The following is a 17276-nucleotide window of genomic DNA, read 5'->3' as shown; positions in this document are numbered from 1 at the left end:
GTGAATTGAGTTTAAGTATGAGTGTATCCGTCAATATAAGAAGTCTTTACTAACCGCTCCTAACTTTTATATTTTTATGGATTATCTACCAACGTAAACACAAACTGTATGAAACTAAAAATCAGTCTTTTTTCCGTTTTTTTGATGCTAATGCTGTTTCAGGCAAAGGCTCAGAAGAAACCATTGACCCACGATGTTTATGATGATTGGAAAGGTATCCAGTCCGTTAACATCAGCAACGATGGGAATTGGGCAGCTTACGAAATCAATCCTCAAGTAGGCGATGGCGTTCTAGAAGTTAAAAACATTACTTCGAATAAAACCTATAGAATCGAACGTGTAGGTAGATATTCATTTTCTTCGAAAAGCGACTTTGTAGTGGCTACCGTTAATCCTCAATATGAAGAAGAAAGGGCTTTGAAGTTGAAGAAAACCAAAGCCGATGAAATGCCTAAAGATTCTCTCTTCATTTTAAACCTGAAATCGGGCGACATTAAAAAGGTAGCTCGTGTTAAAAATCATCAGGCTCCAAACGATTCAGAAGAATGGGTGGCATGGTTGCTTGAAAAACCGATGCCGATAAAAGCTAAAAAGGATGAAGAAAAGAAAGACGAAGAGAAGAAGGAAGCTAAGCCAAAATCTAAGTCGAAAGGCACAGAATTAGTGCTTTATAATATGGTTTCTGGCAAGGAACATACTTTTGAAGGAGTGGTAGATTATGAGCTTTCTCCCAAAGGAAACTACCTTTTTTATGAGCAAGATGAAGCTGATTCTTTGAACCCAGCGGGTGTTTATGCTTTCAATACCAAAAACGGAGATCAAATTACCTTAAGTGAAGGATTAGAAGATTACAAGAAAATGACTGCTGACGAAACTGGTGAGCAAGTTGTGTTCTTTGCTACTGATTCAGGTAAAAAAGATGACGACAAATATTTCAGTTTGATGTACTGGAAAGCAGGAGACAAGATTGCGAAAATCGTGGCCGATACCATAACCGCTGGACTTCCTGAAGGCTGGATGGTAAGCGATAATAGCAATCCACGATTCTCTGATAGCGGAAAAAGATTGTACTTCGGAACGGCTCCTCGCCCAATGAAATACGAATATGAGCAGGATACTACTTTGCTCGATAGCGAAAAGCCTGAGGTGGATATTTGGTCATATAACGACCCATACATTCAACCCATGCAACAATTGAGAGCTAACAGAGATAAAAATCAGACTTTCGATGTAATGCTTGATTTGAAGTCGATGAAAATGACACAGTTGGCTGGACCAGATTTAGAGAGCATTTACCTTGATATGGAGAACGACCGCGATTTCGTAATCGCCATGAATGACAAACCATATCGTGTTCAGTATACTTGGGACACACAAACACCAAGAGATTTCTACAAAGTAAATGTGAATACAGGGGAAGCAAAGCCGTTGATGATTGGTAATATCGGTTATGCTTCTGTTTCGCCTGCAGGAAATTATGCCGTATGGTTCGATGCTGAAGAAGAAGATTGGATTTTGATGGATTTGGCTACAGAAACCACCAAAAACCTTACTGAAGGTATCGGTGTAAGTTTCGCAAATGAATTGCATGATTCTCCTTCGCTTCCTGGTTCTTACGGAACAGCGGGTTGGAGTGAAAAAGATGCCGCTTTCTTTGTTTACGATAGATATGACATCTGGAAAATTGATCCAAAAGGCAAAACGGCTCCAGTAAATATCACCAATGGTTTTGGAAGAAAGAATAACCTCAATCTTCGCTATACCCGATTGGACAGAGAGGAAAGAACCGTGCCTACAAAAGGCGAAGTTTTGCTTTCTGCTTTCCATGAATGGACCAAACAAAGTGGTTATTACACTTCAAACTTCGGAAAAGCAACTACGCCTAATAAAGTTGTAATGGAAGATGTGAGTTTCAGCGGTTTGATGAAGGCCAAGAATTCTGATAGAGTTTTGGTTAGAAAATCTACTTACCAGGAGTATCCAGAAGTTTACGCGGCTAATAGTTACAAAATGGATGGCCTTAAGAAGTTGACTGATGTTGATGCTCAAGAAGACCCTTATAACTGGGGTAGCGCTGAATTGATTGAATTCAATTCTTTGCAAGAACGGAGAAACCATGCAGGCTATTCTTTACAAGCCCGAAAACTTCGATCCGAATAAGAAATACCCGATGATCGTTTACTTCTATGAAAGAAGATCAGAAAGCTTACATAGTCATCCAAGCCCTGCGCCAAGTGCTAGTACGGTAAACATTCCCTATTTCGTAAGTAATGATTATTTGGTTTTGGTGCCAGATATTAAATATCAGTTAGGTTACCCAGGGCAAAGCGCTTACGATCACGTAATTCCAGCTACAAACGCTGTAGTGAACATGGGATTTGTTGATAAATCTAAAATGGCAATTCAAGGGCAAAGCTGGGGTGGATACCAAGTAGCCTATTTGGTTACCAAAACTGATCTTTATGCTGCTGCTGGTGCAGGTGCTCCCGTAGTTAATATGACTTCAGCTTATGGTGGCGTTCGTTGGGGAAGCGGAATGAGCCGTATGTTCCAATACGAAAAAACCCAAAGCCGTTTGGGCGGAACCTTATGGGAAACGCCAACTCGTTATGTAGACAATTCTCCGATTTTCAGAGCTGACGAAATCACTACGCCTATGTTTATTATGCATAATGACCATGATGGTGCAGTGCCTTGGTATCAGGGTATTGAGTTTTATATGGCGTTAAGACGACTCCAGAAACCAGCATGGATGGTGGTTTATAACGATGAAGATCACAATTTGACAAAGCGCAAAAACAGAAAAGACCTATCGATAAGAATGGGACAGTTCTTCGACCACTATTTGAAAGGGGCTCCAATGCCAGTTTGGATGGCTCAAGGCTTACCTGCTACTCTTAAAGGAAGAACCTTGCGCTATGAGTTGGTTGATGAAGAAAACAATAAAGTAGAAGAAGGAGCCAGCTTAATGAAAGAAAAAGGCAATAAGTAGAGAATCTTCTCCACAAGAAAATAAAAAATAGCTCGCAGAAATGTGAGCTATTTTTTTGCTGATTCTAGTTGAGTCAAGAATTCAAAAGGCGATTCATTTCATTCCAGACAAACTTCATGAGGTAATTTAAGTATTTAGTTACCCTTGATTTTTAAGTTTTTGAACCAACCTTCAGAACCATTTCCCACCCAAAGACCAAGCTGACCTTCATGGTTTTTGCTGATTTTTTCTATGCTTAAAGTGGGACTTGTAGCATGATTAACGAAAACTTCAACCTTTGGCGAATAGATTTCTATACGGACATGAAACCAATCATTCTCATCTTCAGGCAATGGGGTAATTTCATTTTCATATTTTCCCGGAAACGCATTTCTTAATGTAGACCAATCATTTTTGGGCATTGAAATGTATTGAATGGAGTGATCTTTTCTCTCAGAATTTTTGAAGTTGAAAGGGCGAAAGTAAACAGCGTCAAATGTTTTGTTGTTTTGGCCATGAAAAGCTAAGCCTACAAAACTTTCTCCTGGTGCATTTTTTCCTTTAATATCTAGTTCAATAGAACCATTTTTAAAATTGGAATGGTTGAGCCATAAAATGCCGTCATTGGTTTTTGCATTGAGGTGGGCCACACCATTGCTGAAATCTACTTTGCGGTTGTGTACCGTATAGTTTTCTTCCCTCATTTCGGTAGAAACATCTTGCGTGTTGAAGGAAGGAATTGACCAATAAGTAATAAGTAGCAGATAGAATAAGTTAATGACTTTCATAGTTTTAAATTTGATTCAATTTTACGGTAGGGGAGCGGAAAAGACGATCGCAAAGGACGGTCAAAGTTCGGTCAAACCTGATTTTTGGGCCACAAAGCTTAATATTGCGCACAATGACATGGGATGAGCAAGATTTTATCGAACTCTGTAAAAAGCAGATAGAACAGCGCTATGCTTTTGGAAATGGCAATGGGTACACACAAAGAGACCTTGAGCAATTGGCAGAAGTTATAGAAGAGAAATCTGGCATCCGTTTGAGTCTTTCAACCCTGAAAAGATTATGGAAAGGGAATTTTAAGCAGAGTCCTCAACTGGCAACCCTAAATGCGCTGGCAGCCTTATTGGATTATAAAGATTGGCAGTCGTTTAAACTGCAAAATAGGCCAAAGGAGGGAGTTTTGAAGGCTTCTAAGAAGTCTTTGAACCAAATGGAAAAGAGGACGATTGCCGTTATTCTAGTTTTACTTTTGGTCACAGTGGTTTTGTTGATCAACTCGCAGAAAAGTGAAAGACGATTGTCAGAACTCAAAGTAAATGGGCCTGTTATTTTTGCTACCAAACAGACCGTTTCCAAAGGCATTCCTAACACCGTAATTTTCAATTATGATGTTTCTAACGTGGAGGCCGATTCTTTCTTTATTCAGCAAACCTGGAATGATTTTCATAAGGTGGCTATCGACCCTAAAAAGCATGTTTTTAGCAGTATTTATTTTGAATCGGGTTTTCATAGAGCAAGGCTTTTGGCCAACGATTCGGTGATAGCCATGCAGCCTGTTCATATTTTGAGCAATGGATGGGAGCCTCACGTTTATTACAGTTATGAGGAAGAACCAATTCACTTTGAGGGCGAGTTGGCCATAGCAGGTGGTCAACTTCATTTGTCGAAATCGTTGTTGCTGAGCAGAAATGTAGATACAAGCCGCAATTTCTTTTCAAGAATTGGTTATTCAGAACGTTTTGGGGTGTCTAGCAATGATTTTAGCCTGACCTCACGCATGAAAGTTGACCATATTAAAGAAGCACTTTGCCCATGGATGCAGGTGATTGTGGTTACCGAAAAGCATATTTTTTATGTGAATACGCAGGCAAAAGGCTGCGAAAGAAATATTGAATATAAGCTGGGCGAAATATATCGTTCGGGTGAAAGTCACGATATGTCAGGCCTCGGTTCTAATCCTTACGATTGGCAAAATGTGGCTCTAGAGGTAAAAAACAAACACGCCAAAATCCTCTTGAATGATGAAGTGGTTTATGAAGAAACCTTCGAAGAGGACTTTGGCGATATTATGGGGCTCATTTATCTTTTTGATGGAACAGGTTCCATCGATTATGTCCATTTGAAAGATGGAGCTGGCCACACAGTTTTTGAAGAAGATTTTCAGGAAAACCCAAAAAACCTTCCTTAGAAACTTTCATTGATTAGAGCATGGTTTACCGTAGCTCCCGCCAATGATCCTGTATATAAGGAGGATGGAAGTGATCGCATAGCGGAATTGTCGCCACAAGCAAAAACGCCAGACACCGTTGTTTCTCGCATTCCATCCACTTTCAGCAAACCGTTTTCGGCTATTTCACAACCCAAACTTGCGGGAATGCTAGAGCTTTGTTCGTAATCAGGTCTTGCATAAATAGCTTTTAAGGCAATCTGCTTGCCCGATTTCAATATTACATGATTCAAATAGCCATTTGTGTGCTCAAAGGCTTCAATTTCTTCTTCCTCAATCTGAATATTCTTCGTTGTTAGCTTAGAAGTCTGTTCTGGGCTTAGTGTGGACTTTCCATTGGTGAATAGCGTCAATTCATTCGTCCAGTTGCTGATGAGTTTGGCTAACTCAAAGCCTGCATCTCCGTTTGCTAAAACTCCGGTTTTTTCTTTTCGAACCTCGTAACCGTGGCAATAAGGGCAGTGAATTACTGAAATGCCCCAACATGCTTCAAAGCCAGAAATAGCAGGCATAATATCTCGCAAGCCACTGGCGAAAATCAACTTTTGGCTTATAAATTCCTGCCCGTTGTCACATTTAATATGGAAGCCATCTTCTAACTTTTTTCCTTCCAGGGCAAAACCACCCAAAAAGGTGACGGTGTCGTATTGCTTCACTTGTTCTTTGGCTTTTTTACTAATGCTTTCAGGTGTGTCTCCATCGTGCGTTATCAGGTTGTGTGAATGTGGAGTCGATCGATTACAGGGTTTGCCTGCGTCAATAACCAAGACTTTTCTTAAGGCTCTGCCCAAAGTCATGGCCGCTGAAAGGCCAGAGTAGCTTCCGCCTATAATGATTACTTCATACTTTTCGGGTTGGTTCATGTTGCTGAATTTTGTGACATCTAAAAAGATTATAAATGCAACAATGTTTCATTTATAAAGTTCCCATATTTCAGCTTTTGAAAACGAAGATGGTTATTTCGAGCGGTAAAGCTCGAAAATCACATTGTTTGGTATATCTGGGTCAGACAGATTTGGATTGTGGTTAAAGCCATTTCTTTCTAAAAGGGCAATAGACTTCGCATTCATATGCTGCGTATAGGCTTCAATTTTTTCAAAATGCATGGTGTTGAATCCAAATTGAAGAATCAGTTTTAAGGCCTCATTCATAATGCCTTTTCCATGAAAAGAAGGAGCTAGATCGTAACCAACTTCTGCTTTTTTCTGGTCTTTTGAAATGTTCCATAGGCAAATGCTACCGATCATTTTATTGTCATTTTCTAAACAGATAACCCAGTATAATAGATTATTGTGGGTGATGTTGCTAATAAAGGCCATGGCTTTCTCCTGGGTTTCGGCAGCTGGCCTTTTCACGAATTTGTTCACTTCAGGGTCAGACCTTAGAAAAGAAATCATTTCCCAATCCGTAGGGGCGGGGTGCCTTAAGATAAGTCTTTCGGAAGTTAAGGGTTTAAAGGAGTTCATTGAGGTCGGGTTGATGTATGTTAAAAAATAGACTCTTTATGATGAATAAACATAGTAAAGGTTAGCGCCTAAAGCCAAAATCTATGAGTGATGGTTTTATTTGGTTTTGCTCTCTTAAATTAGGTGATGACTTAACTGAGAAAGAAGCGTTGACTTCCTCGATTTTTTCCGATATCCAATGGTGTTAGGATAAAGTTGAGGTCATTTGCAAGTTGAGTTCGTAGATCTGTTTCCAATCTGTTTCGTTTGGCGATTCGGTTTCTAACAAAGCAAACTGTTTCCAGAAGTTGGATTCTCTTTCTTGCTGTTCTTCAACCAACTTGTGTTTATCGAGGCTGATGTTTTTCCAATCCTTTTCTACGGCCGCGTGAACCTGCATTTTCATCGCTTTAAAGAACTTCTTCCCAAAGTCACGAACCACGGAAATAAATTCTTCATAAGCCATTTCTACGCTTCCATTCTTGGCTGTCCATAATTCAATACCGTTGTCGAGTTTGAATTCTGTTTTCCATACGATCCTGATTTTGTCACCGTTTCTGAAAAATGAAAGGTGGGGGCCGCCAATCAAGTGGCCAGAGTTTAGCGTTCTGTGGTAGGTCCATGCAATCAAAGGGTCATAGGCATCAAAGTAGAAGTCATTTTCCTCATCAGTATCTTTGAGATCGAGCCACTGTTGAGCCTTCGAAAGAAATTCCTCTAGGTCTTCAGTAATGGCGTAAATATTATCGGGAATAAACTCATTGATTTGGCCGAATAAAGCAGTGAAATCTTCAATAAACCGAGCTATGGGATAGTCGTTATAGGGGGATTTAGGATTTCCGAAATGTTTAAGCGCTTCAGGGGAATATTCGTATAAAGTTGAAGATTCAAGATCAATCCACAAATCACCATCCGTAAGCCAAAACCAACTCATTTGCAAATCATCCTCCGATCCCGCAGGTTGACATTCATCAATATGCCTTAGTTTGAAGTTTATCATGGTTTGAGGAGGTCAGCCGACTATTCTGTTCTTAATTTCTAAAAGTGAATTAAACTACGCTATCTGAGTGGCTTTTCAAATTTCTATAAAGAAATGGGAATGCAGGCCACCAGTTTGGCTATGCGCAGTGTCCTGAAGGGGTTTGCGTATAGGTGTTGTTGTATGCCGTTTTTTTATTTATACATTTCCAATGCGTAATTCACATTGTTATTATTAAGTTCTATCAGTCTTTTCAGAGCGATATTCGCTTTCTGAGTGTCAATTGTTTTTAATGCGTGTACACATTTTCTTAAAGTCGATTCTAATTCATTATCGTATGGTCTGAAAATTTCCTTATTCAAAGCGATATTGAGAATTGGTTCTACTAATCTGTCATCCTTTAAACTCTCTAGATAAATGGTATTCACTATATCTTCGTGTTGACTATGCCACTTTCCATAAAGAGCTTTTTCAATGAAGTCATATTGACTAGAATCAATGTCTTTGCCGTTTTTGAAATCTAGCCATTTAATCAACCCTTCCTCGCTCTCTTTTTCAACCGCTATTTTAAGTGACTTATTCATTTTAGTTTTAATGGCATACAACACGTTTATATGCGGAATTTGACGAAAACTTCCGCAATAACCTACTTCTTAAATGTTTATTGCATTACTTTTTCTGTGATTCCTGATATTTCTAGAGTGGTTAACTTGCCCTCGATTTGGCGGTTATTGCGGAGCTGGAGAGTAGGGGATGCTTATTTTACTACAACGTTTAGTGTGAAATGCTTTTTGCACATTGTTGTAGAGTCTTTTTATTCTTCATTCCATTGTTCTAAATCCTCCACTGGACGAGGTAGTCTATCTTCAAGCCACTTCATAAGTGTACCAGGTTTAAACTCTTTATCTTTTGTTTCTATAACCCACGATAGGTAATCATATGGCCCACCATTCATGTAGGGAGGTGGAGAAACGGGATAAAACACTGTTGGTAATCTCTCATCAATTGATAGGTAGTTCATCACGTGTCCAAATTCCTGAACGACATTCCAAGCTAATTGATTTTCTAAGTCAAGTGAAAATTTCACCCACCAAAACCCATCTTCGTCACCATATGAAATTGGTTTCTGAACGGAAGGTACTTTCTCCAAGTATTCAATCAATGTCTTAAATGCTCTCTGATCCATATCAGTCTTCTCCATCAATTGTTACTGGTAAATACTCAAGTCCAACTTTTAACGCCATATACAAGTCTATTCCATCATCATCACAATCGACAATTAATAATGTAAATGGTTCTTTTTCAGAAGCCATTTCTACTTTTTCAATGCTATTTATCCTGACCGTCATTGAAAGACTTGAATTAAATGGAATGTTCACAAACCAACTCTCTTCAATTTGCCCTTCTATAATCTTACCGATTAAATAGAATTGTTTTCGGCTTCGGATTGCAAAACTGTCAATCACTTCAAAAAGCCCTTGTCTATTTTCTGGTTTCATTTCTTAATACTCTACAACGGTTTGCATATGACTTGTGGTGGGTTTCAAGCCACTAAACTATCAGATAGCACTAACCTTTGATTTATAGTTTTATGTTTCAAAATAACACTAAACTCGCTATTGCTCATACACAATGTTGGCAGCTGGGTTTCTGTTCTATATGAATTCATTTTTAAGTTCATCATATTTTTCCTTCAGTAGTAGTTTATTTTTGTCAAGTACAATAACCTTCGCTCTTTTAACAAATGGCTTAAGATGTTCATTCTCCATAGCACTCATTATTATTTGAGAATCACTTGTAATTTCATTAGTAAGTAAGTTAACAATTTTGTCATAGTTGGTATGCGATTGTTCTTGTTGATTTGGGGTGTCTATGATTAGCGCAGATTTTACTTCACTACCGTATTTCTCTACCATCGTAAACACAGTTAAGTAGTATGCAAGAATTGCTCTAACACCTTCTGCTGCTCCACCTTCTTTGATGATTTTGTTGTAATCTAATGGAGAGTTTATTTCTGAAAGGTTAACAGCTTCTGCGTCCAATGATTTAATGTACTTTGTAAGTATAGATTTAAATGAATCATTAATCGTCTCAGTTGTTTCCTTACTAATTAGACCCTTTTGTTCTTTACTTAGTTTTTTTAAGTCATCATCAATTTGCTTGATTTCTGCTTGTTTAACAGATTTAGTTTGAATGACACTTTCTTTTATTGATTTCCCTGCAATACTCTCAATGATTTGATTGAAATTGATGGCAGGAACATTATCATCTTCAATGATATACTTCTCATTTATTTCATTAATCTGATTTCTTGCGTCATTTAATTCTGTCTCGTTCTTTTCAATTTTAGAATCAATTTTGTTGATTTCAGCAAGCAAAACTCTCAATTGATTTTCAGCTTGTGCCTTGTCCGTGAGAATGGATGTTCGATTCAGAATAGTGTTGTCGTGAACAACTCCACATAGAGGACATTCTATTTCTTCATCTTCTATATTTTCAACAGAATACTTGTAGTCCTTGTCAAGTTCTGAGATTAATTTTTCAGTTAATATTTGTTGCTGATATAGATATGCTTTTTCGGAATTGAGGATTGCCATATTATTTAATAGCTTTTCTTGACTTTCTTGAAGTGATTTTAAGTCAGCTTTGATGCTATCGGTAATTTTCTCAAGTGTATTTACACTTATAACCGTTTGGATAGCTTGAGGTATATATGATTCTACAACTTCAATGGCAGTATCAAATTTTACAACTTCGGTTTCAGCGGTCTTTTGAGTTACTTTTTTATCTGATTTTTCTGATTCTATTTCAAAATGTTCAGGAGTCAATAACCCTACGTGAAATTTAATTATTGTGCTTTTCCATTTTTGGTATTGACCTAGATTGTCAAAATTATTCCAGGCATTAGCCCAACTTCTTTTTTGGTCAATATAAAAAGGAAGGAAATAAAATGCAGGGGGCGGAGTTTCAACAACGGATGTACTTTGATTAGGTAATAAAGCTTTGAAGTCAACAATTTCAGCGAATCGTTTAGAATAGTCACCTGTTATTTTTTGAAACTCTTGAACTTCATTATCATTCTCCTTAAGGTATATTTGATTTTTATATCTCTGTACACGATAGGAATCATCACCAATTTGAAATTCGACTATAGTTTTACAATCTTGGTTTGTCCAAGTTGTATCTAGTTCAGGCTCACAACCCAAACCCCAAAATATCAATTTTAATAAAGTTGATTTACCAACACTATTATCATTTGCTGTTATCAGATTCAGGTTTTTGCTGAACTCGAACTGATTTGCTGACTTTATTGAATTTGACAGAACTAGCAGTTGTTTGAATTTTAAGCTTTTCATTTTTCTTAGTTCTTAAATTTCTTATGAGTATTTTGAAATTTTCTTTTCCCATTAGTTCATCATTATATATTCACAAATTAAGGCAGTTGAAAATTCGTCTTTTGTTTGAAATTGTTTTTTAATTTTAGCTGGTGCAGAAGTGTATATAATATCAATTAGAACTGTCAAGTCTGTAATACCATCATTAATAGCATTCTCAATTTGGTCAACAAAAAAAATCGTTGTATCCTTTTGAAGCGTACTACTATTGCTAATTCTTTGTCTTTTATACCTATCAAATGAGCGTTTGAGTTTCTTTGTTTGAAGTGATTTTAGACCTATCTCAGAGCAAATATTATTAAATTCAATTTCAATTTTTGCTTCATCCTTAAGGTTGGTAAAATCATTAATGACCTTGGTAACCTGAATTGAAGTTAGAGCTTTGTCTTTTAAAAGTTCATCCCATTTTGTGAAGTCATAGGTAACTTTTCCTTTACGAATTAGTTCGTCAATTAGAAGTCTGTAAATAGACTCATCGTTAAAATAGGATTCAGGATAAAGTCGATTTATTAAGCTTGAAATTTCTCCTACAAGAATTTTCTGGTAATCCTTTTCGGCTAAATCTGGTACAATGAATTTCAGCGTTGAAGGTAATTCAGAAATTGAAAGCTCACTTTTTAATGCGGTTTCTAGTTTTTTAAGCTGATTATCAGATAAATCTTCTTTCCGAATTATTTTTAGTTTAACATCTTCTTTTTTTAATTCAAGATTAAAGTTACTTGTACAAACAAGATTTAGCGAAGTTACCTTATCAGCATAAGGCTTAGAATTGACACTTTCAATCAACTTACCCAATACAGACCTTCCATTCTTTTTATTCTCAACCAATTGATAATTAGTAAAGGTTGCCGAATTCGTTTTAACCTGATTAAATTCAAATTTTGCGTCATGGGCAGTGAGCGAGTCGCTTAAAACTACGTCTTCATGAAGCTCAATAAACACAGCATATTCATTCTTTTGATCATGTTCACTAATTACCTTGTACAAAGCCCAATGATATTGATAAAGATATTTGTCAATAGTTTTAGCTCCTGACTTTTCTCTTTGAGATTCAAATAATGAATTTTTATTCTCGTTATCCGCCATTTATTAGTTTTTACCTTGCTGCACAACACGTTTATATGCGGAATTTGCCAAAAACCTCCGCAATAACCTACTTCTTAAATGTTTATTGCATTACTTTTTCTGTAATTCCTCATATTTCTGGAGTGATTAACTTGCCTTCTATTTGGCGGTTATTGGGGAACTGGAGAGTAGGGGATGCTTATTTTGATACAACGGTGGTGGTATGAGGAAGTAGCGGTCAGACGAGAGTTTGAGTGTCCGACCGAAACTGAGGTTGGGGCGAGATTCGACTTGTCGAATCCACACAAATCCAGCCATGCCTTATATCACATGTTGTAAGCTGTGTTTTTATTCAATTTCAAATCGCGCTAAAATTGAGTATTCCAGTTTTATTTTTTCAAATTCAATTTCAGGTTGTTCCATTTTAGATTTGTCAGAATAACCATATCCCGTCACCACAATATTTGATAATCCTGCAACACGTCCTTGAAGAGTATTATAAACTTGATTATTTATTTCTTGAATATAAATTGCCTTTCCAATATTTTGGTCAATTGCATTTGTCAATGAAATAGCTTTTTCTTTGGCCGCTTTCATTGCCATTATTTTTACTTCTGTTCTGAATTTTTGAATCTCCGAATGTTCAATTTTATCGATTGAGATATTTGATAGTCCCAATGTTTCAAGTTCTCGAATTACTTGTCCGGCTATTTTTGCATTCTCTACCAATAGCTGGTACTCTTTTACTGAATTGATTTCAGGGCCTTTTAACCAATATTTTTGAAAATTGCTTGCTATGTCTCTAATTGAAAGCTGTTTTGAAATATCAATCCCAATTTCAGAAAGTTTTTTAATCATTGATTGCTCAACCTCCTGGAGTTCTTGTTTTCCTTTTAAATCTTTTTCGTTAACGATAATTTTCAAATAAATTTCATTTGGAATAATCTCCATTTCAGCCTTTCCAGTTACTTCAATATAATTCAGGTCGATGAAATTTTTCTCTCCGGTCTGAGAGAATGAATTAAAAGTCAAGATTGTAAATACTATAAAAATAATTTTTTTCATATCGTTTTTTGTGGTTTTTCAGCATTGCTTTCAACGGTTTGCATATGGCTTGTGGCGGTTTCGAAGCACTTTCTTCTCTGCCGAAACCAAAGTTGGCTACGAAGCGAAAACCTTGCTGGTAGCCGTTCCCCGCCATAAGCTATATGCGTTGTTAGCTCCCGTGTTTTTTAATTTTCTTTTTCTTGATCACTCCTTTGTCAAAGTCGGTCGAGTAAGTTATTTCTATTTCGCTGTCGTTAGAATTAATCTTCACCGTTTCAAAGTCAATTGGACCTTCTCCATCCAAGTCCCAATGGCCATAATCTTTCTCAAATATTATTAATTGTCGCTCCTTTATTTGGTATGAGCAGCAAGGTGCCATAAATCCTTGAAACGGAGTAGAGATTATAATTCCATTTTCTTCAAATTCCTTGTCATCAGGAATCAACGGAAATAGGACAACTGATAAAACCAATGTCCAAAATATTCCACGAAAAATTAGTCCAATTAGCAGTAAGCCTGCAATTGTTGCATAAATCGAGAAATAGAAGTTTATCTTCTTAAATGGTTTCAAATAGAAAAAGAAAAGTATCAGTCCGCTGTTAACCATCAAAATCTTAACCCCAAACTCTATGTTTCCTTCGAGACTATATGCTGTCACCGATTTGACAAATGCATTCAAAATCGCTACCGTCAAAGTAGTCAAATGAATTCTTATCAATATTTTCCGCAGTCTCGTTTTCATATGGTAGCCAACAGTTAGCATTTGGCTTGTGGAGGTTTCGAAGCACTTTCCTGTCCGCCCGAAACCAAAGCTGAGTACAGAGCGAAAGCCTTGCTGGTAGCCGTTTCTCACCATAAGCTATATGCGTTGTTGTAGCGCTTTTTTTTCTTTTTAGTCGGTCAAATCTGCTGCTTGCATTTGTCCGAAGTCTTCTAATTTTCTAAATTTTAATTCAAACTGGTTGTAATTTCTGTCAAAGAAGAGTTTGATTAATGCTCTGACAGTGTCCGTTTCTTCGGTCAATCTCATTTCTAACCATCTTACTTGCTTTGGTTTTCCTAATCCCAAAAATCCTCTTTTTTCTTTCGGGTAGATATATCCAATTATGTAACCGTGATTTGTCCTGTCGCCTGACATTGAAACCCAAAAGTCCTTTTCCGTTTTTAAGTCTTTGATTGAAAGTGTCGGTGAGACTTTGTCGGGATATTGACTGGCTTCTTCTATCTGGTCTAACCAAGGGAAGGAGTCAAATTCCTGAATGAAGTTTTGATAGTTAGTTTCTCCTTTTTTGTCAGCTTGGTCGTGATTGTAACCTGCGAGTTGAACGTTCCAAGTGAATTTTTCAGGTCCTGTTGTCATAGTTTCTTTTTTGTCAGTCGAGCAGGACATAAGTATCACTGCCAACAAGGTCAATATTTTCGTTTTTCACTGTCGCCCTGCTTGCGTATAGGTTGTTAGGCACAGGGACATTTATTTATTAATCGAACTTATGAAGATATCATCTCCTGTTTCAAAGATTTCATCTTTACCGCTTGATAAGAGCCTGTAGTTTGCAGAGTCTAAAAACGAATATTTATACTTGTTTCCCCAACTGTCATTTTTCCACGAGCTCCAAATAGGTTTTGAATCAACGAAGGAAGAATAATTTAATGGGTAATGGTTGTGGTACTGATAGTATCTTTCCAATGCTTCTTCAATTTCTGTCATTTCTTCCCTTGTTCTGTCTTCGTTTAAAAATTCATCGGTGATGAAGTTTCCACTTTTCCAAGCCGTGAAAAAGAAGAGATAAAAGATGCCAGGAATAATGACTATAGAAATCACAAGGCTAAAAATCAAAGACCTTATTGTTGATTGCTTTCCTTCTTTTTTCTGCATCTTATGGTATACCTCTACAAGAGACCATATTTGACAGAGTACATAAATGAAATATATAGGTACAAGTGGAAATATCAGCCATGTTCCAAACAGAACTATTAAAATCAAAAGACCTTTCCAGTAGTCTTTAATTGCAAATTGACCTAGTCCAGGTAGTAGAATTGATAGTAGAAAGGGGGCTAGCTGGTTCATAATGGAAATGGAAGGGTTTGTAGTTTTATTCTGATGTCTAACGGTTTGGCTGTAAGTCGTGGCGGCACACAGAAATATAAAAATTAAATATCAACCGTGCCGCCATGACTTATAGCTTTTGTTGTGGGTAGTCTTTCACTACACTTTGATTATTCCTTTGTTTCTGTATTCTATCTCAAGTTGACTAATTACATCAATCAATGTGTCCGTTGGTATGCTCTTTAAGAACACATCTTGTTTGTAATTTTTCAAGTCATCAAAAAAGTCCGTTCTTAAAACTTTCCAAAGAATGAAAGTCAAGTTTTCAAGTCTGTAAGTCCAAATGTTAAAGTCGTCAGTGAACGTTGATCCTCTAACCAAGTATTTGTCCGAGTACTCGTACTGCCCGTTGGATAAAAGATTAAAAAGTTGGTCCTTTGTCAAATGTCTTAGGTCTTCTCTTAATTCGTTTGCTCTTTTAAATTCGTTCAAAGTTCCAATTAAGTATCCGTTTAGATAGATCAGATCTTTGAATGTCCCTATGAATTCGTTCTTCACCCAAATTCTTCCGTACCCCATGTCTTTGGGATAGTCGTCCGCAAAGGAATATTCAACTGCAAATTCTAATTTGTCACCGATGACCATATTCTCTTAAAGGTTACCCACAACGCTCCGGCAATGCGTAGTGCGTGATTCAAAGGAGCTAGTTTTGAATGGAACACGGTCGGTAGCCAAAGCTGTGGTTTGAGTTAATTTTCATTTTTATAAACGTCAAAGCGTAGCTTTGGCGGGGTGGAAGCAGAGAAGTATCGGTGCCACCATCAACTGCATTGCATATAGGTTTTGTTGGCAGTAGTTTTTTATTTTTTTCTTGTCAGTCGTTGATATTCAATTTTAAAGTCAATTGCAGTGTTCTCAGTGTTTAGCTTTAGAATATTCCCGATTTTATATTGTGGCATTTGGTCCACGTATTCTTTTAAAGTCCTCATTAGAGCTGACACTGATTTGATTTTCTTTCCACTATCAACAATTTTCTTGAAGATGTCATTTTCGTTAATCTCACTCGTCAAGATTACCATTCCGTACTCCCAAGTTTTATCATTTTTGATTCCCTTAAGAACAATTGTCTGATCTGAAGGGTCAGGATAGAGAAAGTCGTTAATCTTTTTCTGTGGGTTATTTATATCTATTGGTACGAGGACTTTTTTTGTCATTTCTTTAAATTACTGCCAACGTTGGCTATCGGGAGTTTTCAATTTAATCTATCAAATCCAAATTGTCTAAAGGGCTTTGTATTTCTCCCATCCTTTATGTGTTATATGGGTATACCCCGATGCTTCGGGGTCTGTGGTCTGGCTAGAGTTATGGCCCAATAAAACTGGAATATACCTTGAGTTTACTCCCTTTTCGAGTAAATGAGTAGCGAAACTGTGACGCAAGGAATGAAGTGTTACTTTTTTCTGTATTTTGGAACTGATCAAGGCTGAAGAAAATACTTTTCGCAAACTGGAATCTGAGTATTTTCCTCCATTGTGCCCTTCAAATAAATATTCCTTTGGCCTATGCTTTTTAAAATATTCGCGGAGCACCGCCAATGACTTTAGAGAAAGAATTGTTACCCTGTCTTTTTTTCCTTTTCCGCCTCGTACAAATACACGCATCTGTTCGCTGTCAATATCTGTGATTTTTAGGTTGACCAATTCACCTGCTCTCAGCCCGGAGCTATATACCATCAGCAGCATCGTCTTGTGTTTAAGGTTATGAACAGCGTTTAATACTGCGCTTACTTCTTTTTCAGAAGGAACTTTGGGGAGTTTAAACTCCTTAATCGGTCTTTCTATATGATAGTCGCCTCTGTCTTGTCCTAGTACTTTTTCAAAGTAGAACTTAATGGAATTTATGTATTGGTTTTGGCTGCTTGTGGATACCCTCTTTCCCCTTACCAAATAGGCTTGAAGGGCCATTACGTCCTCACTAAGCTTCTCAGGAAGTGTATCAATCTGAACTCGATTAATAAAATGAGCACCAAGTTATTCTATGAGGCTTTCACACGGATAACAGCTCTCCAAAAGTTCCTTTTCATACGTCAGGTGA

19 protein-coding genes are annotated in these 17276 nt (G+C 37.2%); 3 read left to right on the top strand and 16 right to left on the bottom strand.

The window, feature by feature from the left end; translation table 11 throughout:
- Nucleotides 1-108 precede the first annotated feature (108 nt).
- Complete coding sequence (locus tag ACXACJ_RS11835; RefSeq protein ID WP_475134577.1) at nucleotides 109-2160, top strand: hypothetical protein; 2052 nt, start codon at nucleotides 109-111, stop codon at nucleotides 2158-2160.
- The gene (locus tag ACXACJ_RS11830; protein WP_475134576.1) at nucleotides 2117-2992 is read left to right on the top strand and encodes an alpha/beta hydrolase family protein; all 876 of its coding nucleotides are present in this window, start codon (nucleotides 2117-2119) and stop codon (nucleotides 2990-2992) included. The genes ACXACJ_RS11835 and ACXACJ_RS11830 overlap by 44 nt, the downstream gene beginning before the upstream one ends.
- Before the next feature lie 134 nt (nucleotides 2993-3126).
- Here ACXACJ_RS11830 and ACXACJ_RS11825 read toward each other — a convergent pair whose 3' ends face one another.
- A complete protein-coding gene (locus tag ACXACJ_RS11825; protein ID WP_475134575.1) occupies nucleotides 3127-3759 on the bottom strand; it encodes a 3-keto-alpha-glucoside-1,2-lyase-like domain-containing protein in 633 nt (210 codons plus the stop codon).
- Between the two features lie 113 nt (nucleotides 3760-3872).
- Between ACXACJ_RS11825 and ACXACJ_RS11820 the strand changes: the two genes are divergently transcribed.
- On the top strand, nucleotides 3873-5165 hold the full coding sequence (locus ACXACJ_RS11820; RefSeq protein ID WP_475134574.1) for a hypothetical protein: 1293 nt from the start codon (nucleotides 3873-3875) through the stop codon (nucleotides 5163-5165).
- On the opposite strand, the gene ACXACJ_RS11815 is transcribed toward ACXACJ_RS11820, so the two are convergent.
- The 15 genes from ACXACJ_RS11815 to ACXACJ_RS11745 all read right to left on the bottom strand — a co-directional run bounded on the left by ACXACJ_RS11815 (nucleotide 5162) and on the right by ACXACJ_RS11745 (nucleotide 17146).
- On the bottom strand, nucleotides 5162-6067 hold the full coding sequence (locus tag ACXACJ_RS11815; RefSeq protein ID WP_475134573.1) for an NAD(P)/FAD-dependent oxidoreductase: 906 nt from the start codon (nucleotides 6065-6067) through the stop codon (nucleotides 5162-5164). The two genes, ACXACJ_RS11820 and ACXACJ_RS11815, sit on opposite strands and share 4 nt — an antisense overlap.
- 93 nt (nucleotides 6068-6160) lie before the next feature.
- Nucleotides 6161-6670: a GNAT family N-acetyltransferase gene (locus ACXACJ_RS11810; protein WP_475134572.1), complete on the bottom strand. Its 510-nt coding sequence runs from the start codon at nucleotides 6668-6670 to the stop codon at nucleotides 6161-6163.
- Between the two features lie 184 nt (nucleotides 6671-6854).
- On the bottom strand, nucleotides 6855-7649 hold the full coding sequence (locus ACXACJ_RS11805) for a DUF5984 family protein (RefSeq protein ID WP_475134571.1): 795 nt from the start codon (nucleotides 7647-7649) through the stop codon (nucleotides 6855-6857).
- 173 nt (nucleotides 7650-7822) lie between these two features.
- The gene (locus ACXACJ_RS11800; RefSeq protein ID WP_475134570.1) at nucleotides 7823-8212 is read right to left on the bottom strand and encodes a hypothetical protein; all 390 of its coding nucleotides are present in this window, start codon (nucleotides 8210-8212) and stop codon (nucleotides 7823-7825) included.
- 230 nt (nucleotides 8213-8442) lie between these two features.
- Complete coding sequence (locus ACXACJ_RS11795) at nucleotides 8443-8829, bottom strand: hypothetical protein (protein ID WP_475134569.1); 387 nt, start codon at nucleotides 8827-8829, stop codon at nucleotides 8443-8445.
- Nucleotides 8816-9127 (bottom strand): hypothetical protein, encoded by a 312-nt coding sequence (locus ACXACJ_RS11790; protein ID WP_475134568.1) that lies wholly within the window; start codon nucleotides 9125-9127, stop codon nucleotides 8816-8818. The genes ACXACJ_RS11795 and ACXACJ_RS11790 overlap by 14 nt, the downstream gene beginning before the upstream one ends.
- A 156-nt stretch (nucleotides 9128-9283) precedes the next feature.
- Nucleotides 9284-10984: a hypothetical protein gene (locus ACXACJ_RS11785; protein WP_475134567.1), complete on the bottom strand. Its 1701-nt coding sequence runs from the start codon at nucleotides 10982-10984 to the stop codon at nucleotides 9284-9286.
- 51 nt (nucleotides 10985-11035) lie between these two features.
- A complete protein-coding gene (locus tag ACXACJ_RS11780; protein WP_475134566.1) occupies nucleotides 11036-12109 on the bottom strand; it encodes a DUF4297 domain-containing protein in 1074 nt (357 codons plus the stop codon).
- Between the two features lie 327 nt (nucleotides 12110-12436).
- On the bottom strand, nucleotides 12437-13153 hold the full coding sequence (locus tag ACXACJ_RS11775; RefSeq protein ID WP_475134565.1) for an SIMPL domain-containing protein: 717 nt from the start codon (nucleotides 13151-13153) through the stop codon (nucleotides 12437-12439).
- A gap of 151 nt (nucleotides 13154-13304) precedes the next feature.
- Nucleotides 13305-13877 (bottom strand): hypothetical protein, encoded by a 573-nt coding sequence (locus ACXACJ_RS11770; protein WP_475134564.1) that lies wholly within the window; start codon nucleotides 13875-13877, stop codon nucleotides 13305-13307.
- A gap of 150 nt (nucleotides 13878-14027) precedes the next feature.
- The gene (locus tag ACXACJ_RS11765; RefSeq protein ID WP_475134563.1) at nucleotides 14028-14495 is read right to left on the bottom strand and encodes a hypothetical protein; all 468 of its coding nucleotides are present in this window, start codon (nucleotides 14493-14495) and stop codon (nucleotides 14028-14030) included.
- 111 nt (nucleotides 14496-14606) lie between these two features.
- Entirely contained in the window at nucleotides 14607-15203 is a 597-nt protein-coding gene (locus ACXACJ_RS11760; protein WP_475134562.1) for a hypothetical protein, read from the bottom strand.
- A 138-nt stretch (nucleotides 15204-15341) separates the two neighbouring features.
- Entirely contained in the window at nucleotides 15342-15827 is a 486-nt protein-coding gene (locus ACXACJ_RS11755; protein WP_475134561.1) for a hypothetical protein, read from the bottom strand.
- 215 nt (nucleotides 15828-16042) lie between these two features.
- On the bottom strand, nucleotides 16043-16396 hold the full coding sequence (locus ACXACJ_RS11750; protein WP_475134560.1) for a hypothetical protein: 354 nt from the start codon (nucleotides 16394-16396) through the stop codon (nucleotides 16043-16045).
- A gap of 66 nt (nucleotides 16397-16462) precedes the next feature.
- Nucleotides 16463-17146: a tyrosine-type recombinase/integrase gene (locus tag ACXACJ_RS11745; RefSeq protein ID WP_475134559.1), complete on the bottom strand. Its 684-nt coding sequence runs from the start codon at nucleotides 17144-17146 to the stop codon at nucleotides 16463-16465.
- Nucleotides 17147-17276: the final 130 nt, after the last annotated feature.

Source organism: Roseivirga sp. AWQ4_251 (genome assembly GCF_056158225.1).
Note: the sequence above shows the minus strand (reverse complement) of the source record. Positions and strands in the feature narration are given on the sequence as shown.

Excerpts from the sequence above, each read along its gene's own strand:
- ACXACJ_RS11835 (WP_475134577.1), top strand. The coding sequence starts at position 109 with ATGAAACTAAAAATCAGTCTTTTTTCCGTTTTTTTGATGCTAATGCTG.
- ACXACJ_RS11830 (WP_475134576.1), top strand. The coding sequence starts at position 2,117 with ATGCAGGCTATTCTTTACAAGCCCGAAAACTTCGATCCGAATAAGAAA.
- ACXACJ_RS11825 (WP_475134575.1), bottom strand. The coding sequence starts at position 3,759 with ATGAAAGTCATTAACTTATTCTATCTGCTACTTATTACTTATTGGTCA.
- ACXACJ_RS11820 (WP_475134574.1), top strand. The coding sequence starts at position 3,873 with ATGACATGGGATGAGCAAGATTTTATCGAACTCTGTAAAAAGCAGATA.
- ACXACJ_RS11815 (WP_475134573.1), bottom strand. The coding sequence starts at position 6,067 with ATGAACCAACCCGAAAAGTATGAAGTAATCATTATAGGCGGAAGCTAC.
- ACXACJ_RS11810 (WP_475134572.1), bottom strand. The coding sequence starts at position 6,670 with ATGAACTCCTTTAAACCCTTAACTTCCGAAAGACTTATCTTAAGGCAC.
- ACXACJ_RS11805 (WP_475134571.1), bottom strand. The coding sequence starts at position 7,649 with ATGATAAACTTCAAACTAAGGCATATTGATGAATGTCAACCTGCGGGA.
- ACXACJ_RS11800 (WP_475134570.1), bottom strand. The coding sequence starts at position 8,212 with ATGAATAAGTCACTTAAAATAGCGGTTGAAAAAGAGAGCGAGGAAGGG.
- ACXACJ_RS11795 (WP_475134569.1), bottom strand. The coding sequence starts at position 8,829 with ATGGAGAAGACTGATATGGATCAGAGAGCATTTAAGACATTGATTGAA.
- ACXACJ_RS11790 (WP_475134568.1), bottom strand. The coding sequence starts at position 9,127 with ATGAAACCAGAAAATAGACAAGGGCTTTTTGAAGTGATTGACAGTTTT.
- ACXACJ_RS11785 (WP_475134567.1), bottom strand. The coding sequence starts at position 10,984 with ATGAAAAGCTTAAAATTCAAACAACTGCTAGTTCTGTCAAATTCAATA.
- ACXACJ_RS11780 (WP_475134566.1), bottom strand. The coding sequence starts at position 12,109 with ATGGCGGATAACGAGAATAAAAATTCATTATTTGAATCTCAAAGAGAA.
- ACXACJ_RS11775 (WP_475134565.1), bottom strand. The coding sequence starts at position 13,153 with ATGAAAAAAATTATTTTTATAGTATTTACAATCTTGACTTTTAATTCA.
- ACXACJ_RS11770 (WP_475134564.1), bottom strand. The coding sequence starts at position 13,877 with ATGAAAACGAGACTGCGGAAAATATTGATAAGAATTCATTTGACTACT.
- ACXACJ_RS11765 (WP_475134563.1), bottom strand. The coding sequence starts at position 14,495 with ATGACAACAGGACCTGAAAAATTCACTTGGAACGTTCAACTCGCAGGT.
- ACXACJ_RS11760 (WP_475134562.1), bottom strand. The coding sequence starts at position 15,203 with ATGAACCAGCTAGCCCCCTTTCTACTATCAATTCTACTACCTGGACTA.
- ACXACJ_RS11755 (WP_475134561.1), bottom strand. The coding sequence starts at position 15,827 with ATGGTCATCGGTGACAAATTAGAATTTGCAGTTGAATATTCCTTTGCG.
- ACXACJ_RS11750 (WP_475134560.1), bottom strand. The coding sequence starts at position 16,396 with ATGACAAAAAAAGTCCTCGTACCAATAGATATAAATAACCCACAGAAA.
- ACXACJ_RS11745 (WP_475134559.1), bottom strand. The coding sequence starts at position 17,146 with ATGGCCCTTCAAGCCTATTTGGTAAGGGGAAAGAGGGTATCCACAAGC.